Genomic DNA, 14,949 nt, shown 5'->3' on the forward strand with positions numbered 1-14,949 from the left:
GTGTTGAGAGAGATATTCAGCTTGTGACGGATAAACGTTCATGGCGAAAGCGGTGGACGGACAGAATTTGCCTGGCGGCTGTAGCGCGGTGGTCCCACCTGACCCCATGCCGAACTCAGAAGTGAAACGCCGTAGCGCCGATGGTAGTGTGGGGCCTCCCCATGCGAGAGTAGGGAACTGCCAGGCATCAAATTTAGTGTGCTGATATGGCTCAGTTGGTAGAGCGCACCCTTGGTAAGGGTGAGGTCCCCAGTTCGACTCTGGGTATCAGCACCAGTTTTTCGGTTAAAGTTCGGCATTTAAAAAGAATTTGTCTGGCGGCTGTAGCGCGGTGGTCCCACCTGACCCCATGCCGAACTCAGAAGTGAAACGCCGTAGCGCCGATGGTAGTGTGGGGCCTCCCCATGCGAGAGTAGGGAACTGCCAGACATCAATTAAAGAACCCCTCAGCACTGCTGAGGGGTTTTTGCTTTTATACGATCCACGATTTAATACCCACCGATACTCTTCGCTTCTTTACCCTTAATATTCTTCTGCATCCGAATGCCGCTTTTTCATTGTCCTGCGACTCGCCGCGCCGGCAGAAACCATGTTTTCCTCTTTACTCTGGGGTATAAAATTAAAAAATAATGCGCCCCACCATAACGGCGGGGCGAAAGGAATATCAGTGAATAACCTGAGAGAGAAATGCGCGGGTACGTTCTGACTGCGGATTTGAGAAAAATGCCTGCGGCGGCGCCTCCTCTACAATCTCGCCGCGATCCATAAAGATGACCCGATCCGCCACCGTACGCGCAAAACCCATTTCGTGGGTAACGCATAACATCGTCATACCGGATTCAGCAAGGCCAATCATGGTATCGAGCACTTCTTTGACCATCTCCGGATCGAGCGCCGACGTCGGCTCATCAAACAGCATAATTTTCGGTTTCATGCATAACGAACGGGCAATCGCCACGCGTTGCTGCTGTCCGCCGGAGATCTGCCCCGGGAATTTATGCGCATGCTCTGCAATACGCACCCTTTCCAGATAATGCATCGCCAGCGCTTCCGCCTCTTTTTTAGGAAGCTTACGCACCCAAATCGGCGCCAGCGTACAGTTCTGCAATACGGTCAGGTGAGGGAACAGATTAAAGTGCTGAAACACCATCCCCACTTCGGTACGTACCTTTTCGATATTGCGCAGATCGTCGTTCAGTTCAATACCGTCGACGACAATGCGCCCTTGCTGATGTTCTTCCAGATGATTGATACAGCGGATCGTGGTCGATTTCCCGGAACCCGAGGGCCCGCACAATACGATGCGCTCCCCTTGTTTCACCTTCAGGTTAATATCTTTAAGTACGTGAAACTGTCCGTACCATTTATTCACGTTTTCCAGCGTAATCATCGCGTCGGCAGGCTGCAGTGTTATTTGACTCATGGTTATCCTCAGTGCGGCGTACGCCCGGTGTGAAAGCGCTTTTCCAGATGCTGGCTGTAGCGCGACATGCTAAAGCAGAAGATCCAGTAGATCAGCGCGGCGAAAACATAGCCCTCCGTCGACATCCCGAGCCAGGCGGGATCGACAGTCGCCTGTTGGACGCTGCTGAACAGATCGAAAAGCCCGATAATAATGACCAGACTCGTATCTTTAAAAAGGGCGATGATGGTATTGACCAGACCCGGTATCACAAGCTTCAGCGCCTGCGGCAGGATCACCAGCCCCTGCGTTTTCCAGTAGCCCAGCGCCAGTGATTCCGCGGCCTCGTACTGGCCCTTGGGCAGCGCCTGTAACCCACCACGCACCACTTCCGCCACATAGGCGGACTGGAACAGAATTACCCCGACCAGCGCGCGAATAAGCTTGTCGATGCTGGTTCCTTCCGCCATAAACAGCGGCAGCATCACGGATGACATAAACAGTACCGTGATAAGCGGTACGCCGCGCCAGAACTCAATAAAAATCACCGAGAGCACCCGCACCACCGGCATCCGGGAGCGACGCCCCAGCGCCAGCAGGATCCCCAGCGGCAGCGCGCCGGCTATTCCCACCGAGGCGATAATCAGCGTCAGCGTAAGTCCGCCCCACTGGCGGGTTTCGACGCGCTCCAGTCCCAGAAAACCGCCATACAGCAGCCACCACACCACAACGGGATATGCGATGGCCCAGCACGCGATATAGCGACCGCGCTGCGGCAGAGATTTCCAGAATATTGGCACAATCGAGACCAGACCGATAATCAGCGCCAGATTAATGCGCCAGCGTTCGTTGTGCGGGTAGAGCCCATACATAAACTGGCCGAAGCGGGCATGAATAAATACCCAGCAGGCGCCTTCTTTGGTGCAGTCGGCGCGGGTGCTGCCTACCCAGTTGGCCTGAAAAAACGCCCAGTTCAGCAGCGGCGGGATAAGCTCCCACATCATCCAGAGACAAAACAGCGTCAGCAGGCTATTACTCCAGCTGGAGAACAGGTTTTTGCGCATCCAGACCAGCGCGCCGCGGTTAACCGGACGCGCAGGAGCAGGCGATATCGCATTCGTCGTCATGGTTTAGCGCTCCACCAGGGCTATACGCCGGTTATAAAGGTTCATCAGGAGTGAAATCGACAGACTGATAATCAGGTAGACCGACATTGTGATAGCGATCGTTTCAATCGCCTGTCCGGTCTGGTTCAGCACCGTACCGGCAAACAGCGACACCATATCGGGGTAACCGATAGCGGCCGCCAGTGATGAGTTTTTCACAATGTTCAGATACTGGCTGGTTAATGGCGGAATAATGACGCGCATCGCCTGCGGAATAATCACCTGCCACAGCGTGACCGGGTTCGGCAGGCCTAACGACCGGGCCGCCTCATGCTGGCCGTGCGGGACGGACAAAATCCCGGCGCGGATAATCTCAGCGATAAAGGCGGAGGTATAAACAGAAAGCGCCAGCGTCAGCGCCGCCAGTTCCGGGATGAGCGCCAGCCCGCCGCGGAAGTTAAATCCGCGCAGCGCAGGCACATCCCAGTGCAGCGCGGGGCCGAACGCCAGATGCGCCAGCAATGGCAACACAATGATAAGTAACAGCAGCGTCGGCCAGGTACGCCGCAGCTGGCCCGTTTTCATCTGATGCTTTTTATTAAAGCGATACAACCCGGCGGAAAGTATTAGCGCGATAACCAGCGCGGCGATAAAGGCCAGTGCGCCTTCTCCCGCCTCAGGCGACGGCAGGTAAAGCCCGCGGTTGCTTAAAAACGCCAGATCGAACGCGCTCACTGCCTGCCGGGGGCCCGGTAAGTTACGCAGTACCGCGAAATACCAGAAGAAGATCTGTAACAGCGGCGGAATATTGCGGAAGGTCTCGATATAAATAGTGGAGAGTTTACGCAGCAGCCAGTTATCGGAGAGACGCGCAAGGCCGATAAAGAAGCCGAGAAACGAGGCGAAAACGATACAGAGCGCGGAGACCAGCAGCGTATTCATCAGACCGACCAGGAAAACGCGGCCATACGTATCGCCTTCCTGGTAATCAATCAGATGCTGAACGATGCCAAACCCGGCGCTGCGTTCGAGAAACGCAAACCCCGAGGTAATACCCCGGCTGTTCAGGTTGGTAATGGTGTTATGAATTAAATACGCGGCGATGCCAAGCACGACAGCAATCGCCACAATCTGGTACAGCCACGCGCGAACCGCAGGGCTGGAAAGGGAGAGAGGTCCTTTCACGCCAGGGCGTCGATGCAACATAGGTAAACCTCAGGCAACCATAACTCTGGGCTGGGCGTCGCCAGGGCGACGCCCGTAACGGCATACTGCTTAACGCACCGGCGGCGCGTACTGAATACCGCCTTTATTCCAGAGGTTGTTCTGGCCGCGTTTGATCTTCAGCGGGCTTTCCTGGCCGACGTTACGCTCGAAGATCTCGCCATAGTTACCGACCTGCTTGATGATGTTATAAGCCCACTTATTATCCAGCTTCAGATCCTTGCCGTAGTCGCCTTCTTTGCCTAACAGATGCGCCATATCCGGCGTGGAAGGATTCGCCGCTTTGGCGTCCACGTTTTTAGAATCGATACCCATCTCTTCGGCGTTCAGCATGGCGAACAGCGTCCAGCGCACAATGGAGAACCACTCCTCATCGCCGCGGCGAACAACCGGGCCCAGCGGTTCTTTAGAGATCACTTCCGGCAGGACAATCCATTCGGCCGGGTTGCTAAGCTTAATGCGCAGCGCGTAGAGCTGAGACTGGTCGGAGGCCAGCGTATCGCAGCGCCCGGATTCCAGCGCTTTGGCTGACTCATCGGAACGATCGAAGGTCACCGGCGTATATTTCATATTGTTGGCTTTAAAATAATCCGCCACGTTCAGCTCGGTGTCAGTACCGGCCTGGATACACACGGTTGCGCCATCCAGCTCTTTAGCGCTTTTCAGGCCTGCTTTGTTATGGGTCAGGAAGCCGATACCGTCGTAATAGGTGACGCCCGTAAACGACATGCCCATGCCCGCATCGCGTGATGACGTCCAGGTGGTATTACGGGACAGCACATCCACTTCGCCGGATTGCAGCGCGGTGAAGCGCTCTTTCGCGGTCAGCGGGGTATATTTCACTTTTGACGCGTCGCCAAAGACAGCAGCAGCCACGCCGCGGCAGACATCAACGTCGATACCGGTAAACTTGCCGCCGGCATCCGCATAGGAAAAGCCCGGCAAACCGTCACTGATGCCGCACTGCACAAAACCTTTCTTTTTCACACTGTCCAGCGTGGCGCCGGCATGGGCCTGGTTAGCAACGGCGAGCAGCGTGCCTGCGGCGGCCAGAGTGGCGATCATCATCTTCTTCATAATGCATCCTGTGTGGCGAGAATTATCGTTATAGATATAAGGCGACCGGGAGGCGCCAGTTTGCTGTCTGTGGCATAAGCCATAGGGGGTAAAGCAAAGGGAGTGCCAGGTTTACATCAGCCCAAAAAAGCCATGCGCAGATGTATTAAGCGAAGTGTAGACAGAAAAAGAAAAAATAATCGCACTGAAAAAGTGCAAAAAGACAATACGCGCCACATTTTGGAGCAAAATAATCAGCGCTTTTATTCAGGCGGCTGGAGAGTAATTTACTGCGTTAATATTGCCGGAACAAGCATCGGAAAAACCGGTGAGAGAACTCATGCGGGGAATGAAAATAACGAGGCGTTGAGGGTAAAGAAGACGTCCGTTTTATGACGTCTTTTTTATTATGCGCCAAAGCAATGCCAAAATTTTACCTTATGACAAAACTCTGCACCGTTTTAAAGCAGCGAGGCGGGCGTGGATCGGCCCGCCGATTTTCGCTTATTTACTCAGCGCGATAATGCCCATCGTTAACCCGGCGAGCGCGGCGGCACCGCCCGCGACGGCGCCTGCGGTTTCCCAGTTATCCTGCGTGGTGCCTTTCATGCAGGTGTTGGTATGAACCAGACGGCCCTGATCGTCATAAACCGGCACGCAAGGAGAATCATGGGCGCAGCCAGCCAGTAACGTACACAGCAGCGCGGCGGGAATTAGTTTTTTCATCATTCACCTCTACAGAATAAATTGTCGTCCCGAAACGATTCGAACACAGAAATCATTTATCGACAGCGGCCAATAAAAGAAGGTTATCACGCGTCTGGTGATGCGTTGAGCAGACAATAATTGCAATTCATGTGAAATGTAAAAAAGATGGATGAACAGGGCGTGAAACGGGGTTAATGTGAAGAAATTATGAAGAATGGCGCTTTACGTTATCCCGTACCGTTACGATGCAGGGAATAATAAGCTAATGACAATAAGGAGTTATGGTATTTGCAATGATAAAGCAAAATACAAAATCAGATAAGCGGAATAAAACAAGGCGCCACGCTGGCGCCCTGTAATTAGCATTTACGCATTGCCATTCGGTTTTATAAAACGTCGGCGGACCACCACGAAGAACACAGGAACGAAGAAAATCGCCAGCAGCGTGGCGCTCAGCATACCGCCCATCACGCCGGTGCCGACCGCGTTCTGCGCGCCGCTTCTCGCGCCGTTATTCAGCACCAGCGGCAGCACGCCGAGAATAAACGCCAGCGATGTCATCAGAATAGGGCGCAGACGTAAGCGCACCGCTTCAAGCGTCGCCTCCGTCAGGCTGCGGCCTTCTTTTTCCATCAGGTCTTTGGCGAACTCAACAATCAGAATGGCGTTTTTCGCCGACAGTCCAATGGTTGTCAGCAGGCCTACCTGGAAATAGACGTCATTATTGAGCCCGCGCAGCGAGGCTGCCAGCAGCGCGCCGATAATCCCCAGCGGCACCACCAGCATCACCGAAAACGGAATCGACCAGCTTTCATAGAGCGCCGCCAGGCACAGGAACACGACCACCAGCGAAATAGCGTATAACGCGGGCGCCTGGTTGCCGGAAAGGCGTTCCTGATAAGAGAGCCCGGTCCAGTCGTAGCCAATGCCAGAAGGCAGTTTCGCGGCGAGGCTCTCCATAAGCGCCATCGCTTCGCCGGTACTTCTGCCAGGGGCCGCCTCACCCAGAATTTCCATGGATGGCATCCCGTTGTAACGCTCCAGGCGGGGTGAGCCGTAGATCCAGTGCGAGGTGGTAAACGCGGAGAGCGGCACCATATCGCCGCCGCTGCCGCGCACGTAAATAGCGCCGATATCCGACGGCAACATACGGAACGTCGCATCGGCCTGAACGTAGACTTTTTTCACGCGGCCCCGGTCGATAAAATCGTTAACATAAGTGCCGCCCAGCGCCGTCATAATCGTCTGGTTGATATCCGGAATCGACACGCCCAGCGCCTGCGCTTTCTCCTGATCCACATCCAGCTTGAACTGCGGCGTATCCTCAAGCCCATTCGGGCGCACGCGCGTCAGCACATCCGGATGCTCATGAACCATACCGAGTAACTGATTGCGCGCCTGCGTCAGTGCGCCATGCCCAAGGTTGGCCTGGTCTTTCAGCTCGAAGTCAAAACCGGTCGCGGTGCCCAGTTCAAGGATAGCCGGCAGGTTAAACGGGAAAACCAGCCCGTCCTGGATTTTGCTGAAGGCATGGCTGGCGCGGGAGACAATCGCCCCGACGCTGTTTTCATGGCCAGGGCGCGCCTCCCAGGGCTTAAGGCTGATAAACGCGATCCCGGCGTTTTGCCCCTGACCGCTGAAGCTAAAGCCGCTAACGGTAAACACCGATTCCACATTGGCTTTTTCATCGTTGAGATAGTAATGCGTCACCTGATCGAGCACCTGCTGGGTGCGCGCCTGCGTCGCGCCTGACGGCAGCTGCACCATCGTCATAAAGACGCCCTGATCTTCCTCAGGCAGGAAGGATGTCGGCAGGCGGACAAACAGCACCGTCATCCCCGCGACAATCAGCAGATAGAGCAAAAGATAGCGCCCGGTTTTATGCAGAATGCCGCCGACGCTCTGGGTGTAATGATTCACGCTTAAGTCAAAGCGCGCGTTAAACCAGACGAAAAATTTCGCTTTCTGCGCGTGGTGATCGTCACTTACCGGTTTAAGCAGCGTGGCGCACAGGGCGGGGGTGAGTATCAGCGCCACCAGCACGGAAAGCGCCATAGAAGAAACGATGGTGACGGAAAACTGCCGGTAGATAGCGCCGGTCGAGCCGCCAAAGAACGCCATCGGCACGAAAACGGCGGAGAGCACCATCGCGATCCCCACCAGCGCGCCCTGAATCTGCGACATCGACAGCTGCGTCGCCTCTTTAGGCGGCAGTTTCTCTTCCACCATCACGCGCTCGACGTTCTCGACCACTACGATGGCGTCATCCACCAGCAGCCCTATCGCCAGCACCATGCCAAACATCGTCAGGGTATTAATGGAATAGCCGAACGCCGCCAGCACCGCGAAGGTGCCGAGCAGCACCACCGGCACGGCGATGGTAGGGATAAGCGTCGCCCGCAGGTTTTGCAGGAACAGATACATCACCAGGAAAACCAGGACGATGGCTTCAAACAGCGTCTTCACCACTTCGTGAATGGAGATTTTCACAAACGGCGTGGTGTCGTAGGGGTAAACCACCTTCATGCCCTGCGGGAAATAGCGCTGTAAATCGGCAAGCGTCGTCTTGATCGCCTCTGCGGTATCCAGCGCGTTGGCGCCGGTGGCGAGTTTAATTCCAAGCCCCGTGGCGGGCTGACCGTTGATTTTGGTCAGCATATTGTAGTTCTCGCCGCCAAGCTCAATGCGCGCCACGTCGCGTAACCGCACCTGCGAGCCGTCCGGATTAACTTTCAGCATCACCCGGCCAAACTCCTGCGGATCTTTAAGCCGCGTCTGGGCGATGATTGACGCGTTAAGCTGTTGCCCCGGCACGGCGGGCGTGCCGCCGAGCTGGCCTGCGGCTATCTGGTTATTCTGCGCTTTCAGCTGATTAATAATATCCAGCGGCGTGAGCTGGTAGTTATTCATCGCATGGGTATCAAGCCAGATGCGCATGGCGTACTGCGCGCCGAACAGCTGCACGTCGCCGACGCCGTTGGTGCGGCTGATGGTGTCTTTAACGTCTGAAGAGACGTAGTCGGCGATATCTTCCTGCGTCAGTAACGGGTTGTCGCTGATAAACCCGGCGACCAGCAGAAAGCTGCTGCTGGATTTCTCGACGCTCACGCCCTGTTGCTGAACCTCCTGCGGCAGCAGCGGCATCGCAAGCTGCAGTTTGTTCTGTACCTGCACCTGGGCGATATCCGGATCGGTACCGGACGTAAAGGTCAGCGTGACGGTCACGCCGCCCGCGGAGTCGCTGGTGGAGGACATATACATCAGATTATCGATGCCGTTCATGTTCTGTTCGATAACCTGCGTCACTGTATCCTGTACCGTCTGCGCATCGGCGCCCGGGTAAGTGGCCGAAACAGCGATGGCTGGCGGGGCGATGGTCGGATACTGGGCGATGGGCAGTTGCAGAATAGCCAGCGCGCCCGCCATCATCATGATGATGGCCAGAACCCAGGCGAAAATGGGGCGTTGAATAAAAAAGTTAGCCATGACGTCACCTTATTTCACAGGTGTGGAAACAGGCGTGACGACCGCGCCCGGATGCGCTTTTTGCAGCCCGCTGATGATGACTTTCTCGCCCGTTTTGAGCCCGCTGGTGACGAGCCAGCTCTCTTTAATGGCCTGGCTTGTGGTGACGCTGCGGTTTTCCACCTGGTTTTTCTCATTAACGACCATGACCATCGCCTCGCCGCGCGGGGTGCGCGTCACACCCTGTTGAGGCACCAGAATGGCGTCAGGCTGAATGCCTTCGTGAATGCGGGCGCGCACGAACATCCCTGGCAGCAGGAGATGCTGCGGGTTCGGGAAAATAGCGCGCAGCGTAATGGAGCCGGTGCTTTCATCGACGGTGACGTCGGAGAATTGCAACTGGCCTTTCAGCGGATAGGTGTCGCCGTTTTCCATCACCAGTTCGACGTTGCCGTCACTGGCTTCTTTTTCAACGCTCCCCTGGGCCATCGCGTTTTTCAGGCGCAGGAAGTCGGTGCTGGATTGCGTGACGTCCACATACATCGGGTCGAGCTGCTGCACCGTCGCCAGTTCGCTCGCCTGGCTGCTGGTGACAAGCGCGCCTTCGGTGACATTCGATTTACCGATGCGACCAGTGATCGGCGAGGTGACTTTCGTCCAGGCCAGATTGATTCTGGCGCTCTCCAGCGCCGCTTTCGCCGCCGCCACGCTCGCCTCGGCCTGATGGGCACTTGCTACCGCCTCGTCATACTCCTGCTTGCTGATGTACTGCGTGTCCGTCAGCGCCGCGTAGCGTTTTACCGTCAGGCGGGCCATCCCGGCCGCGGCCTGGGCTTTCGCGAGATCCCCTCTGGCGCTCTGCCACGCCGCCTGATACATCGCCGGATCGATCTGGTAGAGCGAGTCGCCTGCGTTCACATCCGCGCCTTCGGTAAAGTTTCGGCTGAGGATAATGCCGCTGACCTGTGGACGGACCTGGGCTACGCGAAAAGCGCGGGTGCGGCCTGGTAGCTCCGTCACTACCGCGACGGGAGAAGGCTGAACGACATGCACGGTAACCTGCGGCGCGGCGGCGGCAGGCGCCTCATCAGTTTGGTTATCACAACCTGTCATCCCTGACACACAGAGGTACAGGCCAAGAGGCATAAGCAGAAGCCTGGCATAATTGGTCATTGCTGTTCCTTTATTAGCATAAATACGATATCCACCGTCAGGCCGGTAGCAGGAATATGGGGGCGATGAAAATAACAGGGCGCTATCGTACAAATAATCCGGCCTCTGTGTCAGTATTCCTTATTTATTCGGACAGCGAAAAGCATCAGAAAGCAAAGGAAGCGCTTCATTTCTTTTTGGTTTTATGATTTCTGAAATAATTTTGTTTCTGGCTGATTAAAAACATGTCGAGAATGAAATGTATTTATTTTGTGTATTCTAATTATTAACTCATTCTTTAAATCTATATATAAAATCCTAAGCCTGAAAATAAAAGGTGTGATAAAACGGCAACGCACTTTTTGATGACTAGCCCGCCAGGAAAAGGCAAGGTGATTTATGGCCCGGAGAACCAAACAGGAGGCGCTCAAAACGCGCCAGCAACTGATCGATGCCGCTATCTTTACGTTCGCCGAGCGCGGCGTCGCGCATACCACGCTTACGGACATCGCGCAGGCCGCGCAGGTGACCCGCGGCGCGGTGTACTGGCATTTCACCAGTAAAGCGGAACTGTTTAACGCAATCTGGCAGCAGCAATTACCCGTAAGGGACATTATTCGTCCTGCCATTCCGCAAGACGCATGGCGGGATCCCTTACGTTTATTACGCGAAACGTTTATTGCCGCATTGCAATATATCGCCAGTAGTCCGCGCCAGCGCGCATTGCTGCAAATTCTTTACCGTAAATGCGAATTCGATGAAGCGATGATGCCGGAGAGCGACATTCGCGAGCGCATCGGGTTCAGTCGGCGTTATGTCGGGGAATTACTGCGGCAAGGGATGGCGGATAAACAGATAGCGGACTCTCTGGATGTCGATATTATGTTAACGATTTTACACGGCTGCCTGAGCGGCATTCTTAAAAACTGGCTATTTCAGCCGGACGCGTACGATATTTTCAGACAAGCGCCCGCGCTGGTGGACAATATATTACGCATGCTGCCGCGCCCGGAAAATAATGGCGCGTACGAAGATAATCACAAATAAACGCGTTTTCGCCAGCGGCGCGGTCGCTGCTGGCGTGAGGATCAGCCCGACGCGTTTTCTTCTGCTGCGGCGGCTGGTTGGGAATGCGCCAGATTTTCACCTTCACGCGAGATCACGTCCGGCGCCAGCGGCTTGCCGAGCAGGTAGCCCTGTAAAGTATTACAGCCAAGCTCGGTGAGGAACTGCTGCTGTTCAACCGTTTCCACCCCTTCGGCGACCACCCGCAGATTAAGGGTTTTCGCCAGCGCCACAATGGCGGACACAATCGTCGCGTCCTCGCCCTCGGCGCGTAATTCATTCACAAACGCGCGGTCGATTTTGAGCTCGCTGGCGGGCAACCGCTTCAGGTAGAGCAGGCTCGAATAACCCGTGCCGAAATCGTCAATTGAGGCTTTTACGCCAAGCTCGGTGAGCCGGGTAAGCAGCCGCACGCTTTCATCAGGATTGCTCATGGCCGTGGTTTCAGTCACTTCCAGAATCAGTTTCTCCGGCGCTATCTGATGGCGTTCAAGACAGTCCATCACCATTTCGACCAGGCCCGGCTGTTCAAACTGCATCGTGGACAGATTCACCGCGACTGACCACGCCTTATGTCCCGCCTGATGCCATTCATTCAACTGGCGACAGGCTTCGTCCAGCACCCATTCGCCAATACTGATGATCATCCCGGTTTTCTCCGCGAGCGGCAGGAAAGCGTCAGGCGAGAGCAGCCCGTATTGCGGGTGCTGCCAGCGCAGCAGCGCCTCGAAACCAACAACCGGTCCGGCAGGCGCCTGGAATTTTGGCTGATAAACAAGGCGCAGCTCTTTACGCTCGCGCGCCAGCCAGAGATCGTTCATCAACTGAAGCTGGGTCTGCGCCTGGGTGTTCATCGAGGGCTGGAAAAAACTATAACCGTTTCGGCCGGTATGTTTGGTGTGGTACATCGCGGCGTCGGCGTTAAACAGCAGTTCACGGCTATTTTTGCCGTCGTGCGGGTAGAACGCGATGCCAATGCTGATCGTCACCACGACGTCATAAGGCTCAATGGCAAAAGGATGATCAAACGCGTGGACCAGGGCGTTGGCGAGCCCCGCCGCGTCGTCAGGCTGGTCGGTTTCCGCCAGTAATACAAACTCATCGCCGCCGATGCGCGCCAGCGTAAACTGCCCTTTCAGCTGTTCCTTCAGGCGTTCGGTCACGGCGACTAACAGCCGGTCGCCCGTGTTATGTCCGTAGGCGTCATTCACGGCTTTAAAACCGTCGAGATCCATAAACATCAGCGCGAAACGGCTCTCTTCGCGATCGGCTTTGCGAATGGCCTGATCGAGACGATCCTCAAGCAGAATGCGGTTTGGCAGGCGCGTGAGCGTATCGTGCAGCGCCAGCTGGGCGAGTTCTTTATTGGCTTCAGCCAGTGAAGAGGCGAGCAGCGAGGTGCGCGCCTGCAGACGGGCATCGAACATCGAGACGAGCAGAGAGATGGCGAGGATCGCGAGCGTCACCAGCGTCACGACCAGCGCCAGCCAGCGGGTGTTCACGCCCATGTGCGTCGCATGGGTATGACCGGGGAAATTGGCCGCCATCATGCCGGTATAATGCATGCCCGCGATTGCAATGCCCATAATGATGGCGGCGCCCGCGCGCATCAGTGCGACGTGGCCGACATCCTGACGTAACCGGAAAGTGAGCCACAGCGCGGCCACCGAGGCCAGCAGGGCAATTACCACAGACAGCGCCACCCATCCCCAGGCCCAGACGATGCCTGGCTCCACCAGCAGCGCCGCCATGCCGGTATAGTGCATGGCCGCAATGCCGCAGCCCAGTACGAGCGAGCCCGGAATAAGACGCGACACTTTCAGCTCAGCGCCGCACACCAGCCAGAGCGCGAACAGCGCGGAGCCGATGGCGATAAGCAGCGATGCCGCGGTAATAAGCGGGTCATAACTGAGCGTGACAGGCAGGCTCATCGCCAGCATGCCGATAAAATGCATCGCCCAGATGCCGATCCCCATTGCGACGCTGCCGCCCGTCAGCCAGATGCGCGCGACGTGGCCGCTGCTGGTGGTCACGCGTCCGGCCATATTCAGCGCGGTGCTTGACGCCAGGATAGCCACAATAAACGAGGTCACAACAAGAACATGATCGTAATGACTAACCAGCATGGCGTTTTATCCAAAATAGGGTCGTGCATCCTCAGGCCCTGGAGGGCGGGTCTGCGGAGTGTAGAGGGAGCGCTGAACATTATCACTGCCGAAAATCCGGCGGAAGCGATTTAAGACCCCTTAATGACAATGGATTTGACAGGTATAACCGTGTTCAGCAATGTCGCTACAGCGCCGATATTTCTGGCACGATACTGTCATTAGTGTAGCGCGGAGGCGGTATTTGTCAGGCCTGACGGGAGAAAGGCGGCGGGGCGACTGGCAGAAAACAAAAAAGGCGCTTCCCCATGCCGGTTCGCGCCTTTTTAATCAGCTTCGCTAAGCGAACTTAGTTCATGCCGTATTTTTTCAGTTTCTTACGCAGCGTACCGCGGTTGATACCCATCATCAGCGCAGCGCGGGTCTGGTTGCCGCGGGTGTATTGCATCACCATGTCCAACAGGGGCTGTTCTACTTCAGCCAGTACCAGCTCATACAGGTCATTCACATCCTGACCGTTCAGTTGAGCAAAATAGTTCTTCAGTGCCTGTTTTACCGAGTCACGCAGGGGCTTTTGAGTCACCTGATCCTGAGAGTTAACGGTAGAAACGGTCAGTACGTCAGAATTTACGCGTTGTTCGAACATAGTTCTGTCAGCTCTTTATTTCTGTTTACGCAAAATTTTCGAAGTATGCCTCCAACGCCTCCAGCTGTTCGCTGGCATCCTCAATGGCGTTGAATGTGCGCCGAAACTGGTCATCTGGAGCATGTTCCTGGAGATACCAGGCCACATGTTTACGCGCGATTCGGTACCCCTTTGCCTGGCCGTAAAAGTCATGCAATTCCCGAACGTGCGCGCAAAGCAAACGCTTAACCTCTGCCAGAGGCAGAGGGGGCAGCAACTCCCCAGTGTCCAGATAGTGCTGGATTTCCCGGAAGATCCAGGGTCTTCCCTGAGCCGCGCGACCTATCATCAGAGCATCAGCCCCTGTATAGTCGAGCACAGCCCTGGCTTTATGCGGGGAAGTAATGTCGCCATTCGCAATAACCGGAATGGAGACCTTCTGCTTAACTGTCCGAATGCTGTCGTATTCTGCGTTGCCCTGAAACAAACAGGCGCGCGTGCGGCCATGAATCGTGAGCGCCTGAATACCACATTCTTCAGCCAATTGGGCAATTTCTACACAGTTACGGTTAGCCGGATCCCAGCCGGTGCGAATCTTCAGCGTCACGGGAACGTCCACTGCGTTAACTACCGCGGTCAGGATTGACTTCACCAGATCCGGGTATTGCAGAAGGGCTGAACCTGCCAGCTTGCGATTCACTTTTTTAGCCGGACAACCCATATTGATATCAATAATCTGGGCGCCGTTATCCACGTTGATACGCGCGGCTTCCGCCATCTCTTCGGGTACGCTGCCGGCGATTTGCACGGTGCGAATACCCGGTTCATCCACATGTACCATCCGCAACCGGGATTTATCGCTCGCCCAGACTTCCGGGTTAGAGGACATCATCTCAGAAACGGTTAACCCTGCTCCCATCTCGTAGCACAGCGTCCGAAACGGTCTGTCTGTAATGCCAGCCATCGGGGCTGCGATCAGGCGATTTCTGAGCTGGTAGTGTCCGATACGCATGAGTGAAGAAATGACCATACTGTGCCTGC

Annotated in this window: 12 protein-coding genes, 1 tRNA gene and 2 rRNA genes; 5 read left to right on the forward strand and 10 right to left on the reverse strand. The window is 55.7% G+C overall.

All coding sequences use genetic code 11. From position 1 onward, the window contains the following. The first annotated feature begins 70 nt into the window (after positions 1-70). From rrf (AFK65_RS01715) to rrf (AFK65_RS01725), 3 genes are all read left to right on the forward strand, one after another. Positions 71-186 (forward strand): 5S ribosomal RNA (gene rrf, locus AFK65_RS01715). Positions 187-200: 14 nt separating this feature from the next. Then, a tRNA-Thr gene (locus AFK65_RS01720) sits at positions 201-276 on the forward strand. Between the two features lie 37 nt (positions 277-313). Then, positions 314-429 (forward strand): 5S ribosomal RNA (gene rrf, locus AFK65_RS01725). Between the two features lie 235 nt (positions 430-664). Here rrf (AFK65_RS01725) and AFK65_RS01730 read toward each other — a convergent pair. The 4 genes from AFK65_RS01730 to AFK65_RS01745 all read right to left on the reverse strand — a co-directional run bounded on the left by AFK65_RS01730 (position 665) and on the right by AFK65_RS01745 (position 4,809). Further along, on the reverse strand, positions 665-1,423 hold the full coding sequence (locus AFK65_RS01730) for an amino acid ABC transporter ATP-binding protein (protein ID WP_032994284.1): 759 nt from the start codon (positions 1,421-1,423) through the stop codon (positions 665-667). Between the two features lie 8 nt (positions 1,424-1,431). After that, positions 1,432-2,529 carry an amino acid ABC transporter permease gene (locus AFK65_RS01735; RefSeq protein ID WP_038858242.1) on the reverse strand — a complete coding sequence of 366 codons (1,098 nt, stop codon included), beginning with the start codon at positions 2,527-2,529 and terminating at the stop codon, positions 1,432-1,434. Between the two features lie 3 nt (positions 2,530-2,532). Beyond that, positions 2,533-3,714: an amino acid ABC transporter permease gene (locus AFK65_RS01740; RefSeq protein WP_007704754.1), complete on the reverse strand. Its 1,182-nt coding sequence runs from the start codon at positions 3,712-3,714 to the stop codon at positions 2,533-2,535. 69 nt (positions 3,715-3,783) lie between these two features. Continuing rightward, positions 3,784-4,809 (reverse strand): amino acid ABC transporter substrate-binding protein, encoded by a 1,026-nt coding sequence (locus AFK65_RS01745; RefSeq protein WP_038858240.1) that lies wholly within the window; start codon positions 4,807-4,809, stop codon positions 3,784-3,786. Between the two features lie 102 nt (positions 4,810-4,911). Here AFK65_RS01745 and AFK65_RS21985 point away from each other — a divergent pair, with 102 nt between their 5' ends. Continuing rightward, positions 4,912-5,184 (forward strand): hypothetical protein, encoded by a 273-nt coding sequence (locus AFK65_RS21985; protein WP_155886427.1) that lies wholly within the window; start codon positions 4,912-4,914, stop codon positions 5,182-5,184. A gap of 108 nt (positions 5,185-5,292) precedes the next feature. On the opposite strand, the gene AFK65_RS01750 is transcribed toward AFK65_RS21985, so the two are convergent. From AFK65_RS01750 to AFK65_RS01760, 3 genes are all read right to left on the reverse strand, one after another. Continuing rightward, positions 5,293-5,514: a putative periplasmic lipoprotein gene (locus tag AFK65_RS01750; protein ID WP_007704760.1), complete on the reverse strand. Its 222-nt coding sequence runs from the start codon at positions 5,512-5,514 to the stop codon at positions 5,293-5,295. A gap of 348 nt (positions 5,515-5,862) precedes the next feature. After that, on the reverse strand, positions 5,863-8,982 hold the full coding sequence (locus tag AFK65_RS01755) for an efflux RND transporter permease subunit (RefSeq protein WP_038858238.1): 3,120 nt from the start codon (positions 8,980-8,982) through the stop codon (positions 5,863-5,865). Positions 8,983-8,991: 9 nt separating this feature from the next. Further along, a complete protein-coding gene (locus AFK65_RS01760; RefSeq protein ID WP_032805146.1) occupies positions 8,992-10,134 on the reverse strand; it encodes an efflux RND transporter periplasmic adaptor subunit in 1,143 nt (380 codons plus the stop codon). 378 nt (positions 10,135-10,512) lie between these two features. Here AFK65_RS01760 and envR point away from each other — a divergent pair, with 378 nt between their 5' ends. Then, entirely contained in the window at positions 10,513-11,160 is a 648-nt protein-coding gene (envR, locus tag AFK65_RS01765) for an acrEF/envCD operon transcriptional regulator (RefSeq protein ID WP_007704773.1), read from the forward strand. 41 nt (positions 11,161-11,201) lie between these two features. On the opposite strand, the gene AFK65_RS01770 is transcribed toward envR, so the two are convergent. The 3 genes from AFK65_RS01770 to dusB form a co-directional block, all read right to left on the reverse strand. Further along, a complete protein-coding gene (locus AFK65_RS01770; RefSeq protein WP_007704776.1) occupies positions 11,202-13,304 on the reverse strand; it encodes a putative bifunctional diguanylate cyclase/phosphodiesterase in 2,103 nt (700 codons plus the stop codon). A gap of 328 nt (positions 13,305-13,632) precedes the next feature. Further along, entirely contained in the window at positions 13,633-13,929 is a 297-nt protein-coding gene (fis, locus tag AFK65_RS01775; RefSeq protein WP_000462905.1) for a DNA-binding transcriptional regulator Fis, read from the reverse strand. Positions 13,930-13,954: 25 nt separating this feature from the next. Beyond that, a complete protein-coding gene (dusB, locus tag AFK65_RS01780; protein ID WP_004387847.1) occupies positions 13,955-14,920 on the reverse strand; it encodes a tRNA dihydrouridine synthase DusB in 966 nt (321 codons plus the stop codon). Positions 14,921-14,949: the final 29 nt, after the last annotated feature.

It is taken from the genome of Cronobacter universalis NCTC 9529, assembly GCF_001277175.1.
Lineage (GTDB): Bacteria > Pseudomonadota > Gammaproteobacteria > Enterobacterales > Enterobacteriaceae > Cronobacter > Cronobacter universalis.

Coding starts and splice junctions, on each gene's coding strand:
- AFK65_RS01770 (WP_007704776.1), bottom strand. CDS start 13,304: ATGCTGGTTAGTCATTACGATCATGTTCTTGTTGTGACCTCGTTTATT.
- envR (WP_007704773.1), top strand. CDS start 10,513: ATGGCCCGGAGAACCAAACAGGAGGCGCTCAAAACGCGCCAGCAACTG.
- AFK65_RS01730 (WP_032994284.1), bottom strand. CDS start 1,423: ATGAGTCAAATAACACTGCAGCCTGCCGACGCGATGATTACGCTGGAA.
- dusB (WP_004387847.1), bottom strand. CDS start 14,920: ATGCGTATCGGACACTACCAGCTCAGAAATCGCCTGATCGCAGCCCCG.
- fis (WP_000462905.1), bottom strand. CDS start 13,929: ATGTTCGAACAACGCGTAAATTCTGACGTACTGACCGTTTCTACCGTT.
- AFK65_RS01760 (WP_032805146.1), bottom strand. CDS start 10,134: ATGACCAATTATGCCAGGCTTCTGCTTATGCCTCTTGGCCTGTACCTC.
- AFK65_RS01755 (WP_038858238.1), bottom strand. CDS start 8,982: ATGGCTAACTTTTTTATTCAACGCCCCATTTTCGCCTGGGTTCTGGCC.
- AFK65_RS01735 (WP_038858242.1), bottom strand. CDS start 2,529: ATGACGACGAATGCGATATCGCCTGCTCCTGCGCGTCCGGTTAACCGC.
- AFK65_RS01745 (WP_038858240.1), bottom strand. CDS start 4,809: ATGAAGAAGATGATGATCGCCACTCTGGCCGCCGCAGGCACGCTGCTC.
- AFK65_RS01740 (WP_007704754.1), bottom strand. CDS start 3,714: ATGTTGCATCGACGCCCTGGCGTGAAAGGACCTCTCTCCCTTTCCAGC.
- AFK65_RS01750 (WP_007704760.1), bottom strand. CDS start 5,514: ATGAAAAAACTAATTCCCGCCGCGCTGCTGTGTACGTTACTGGCTGGC.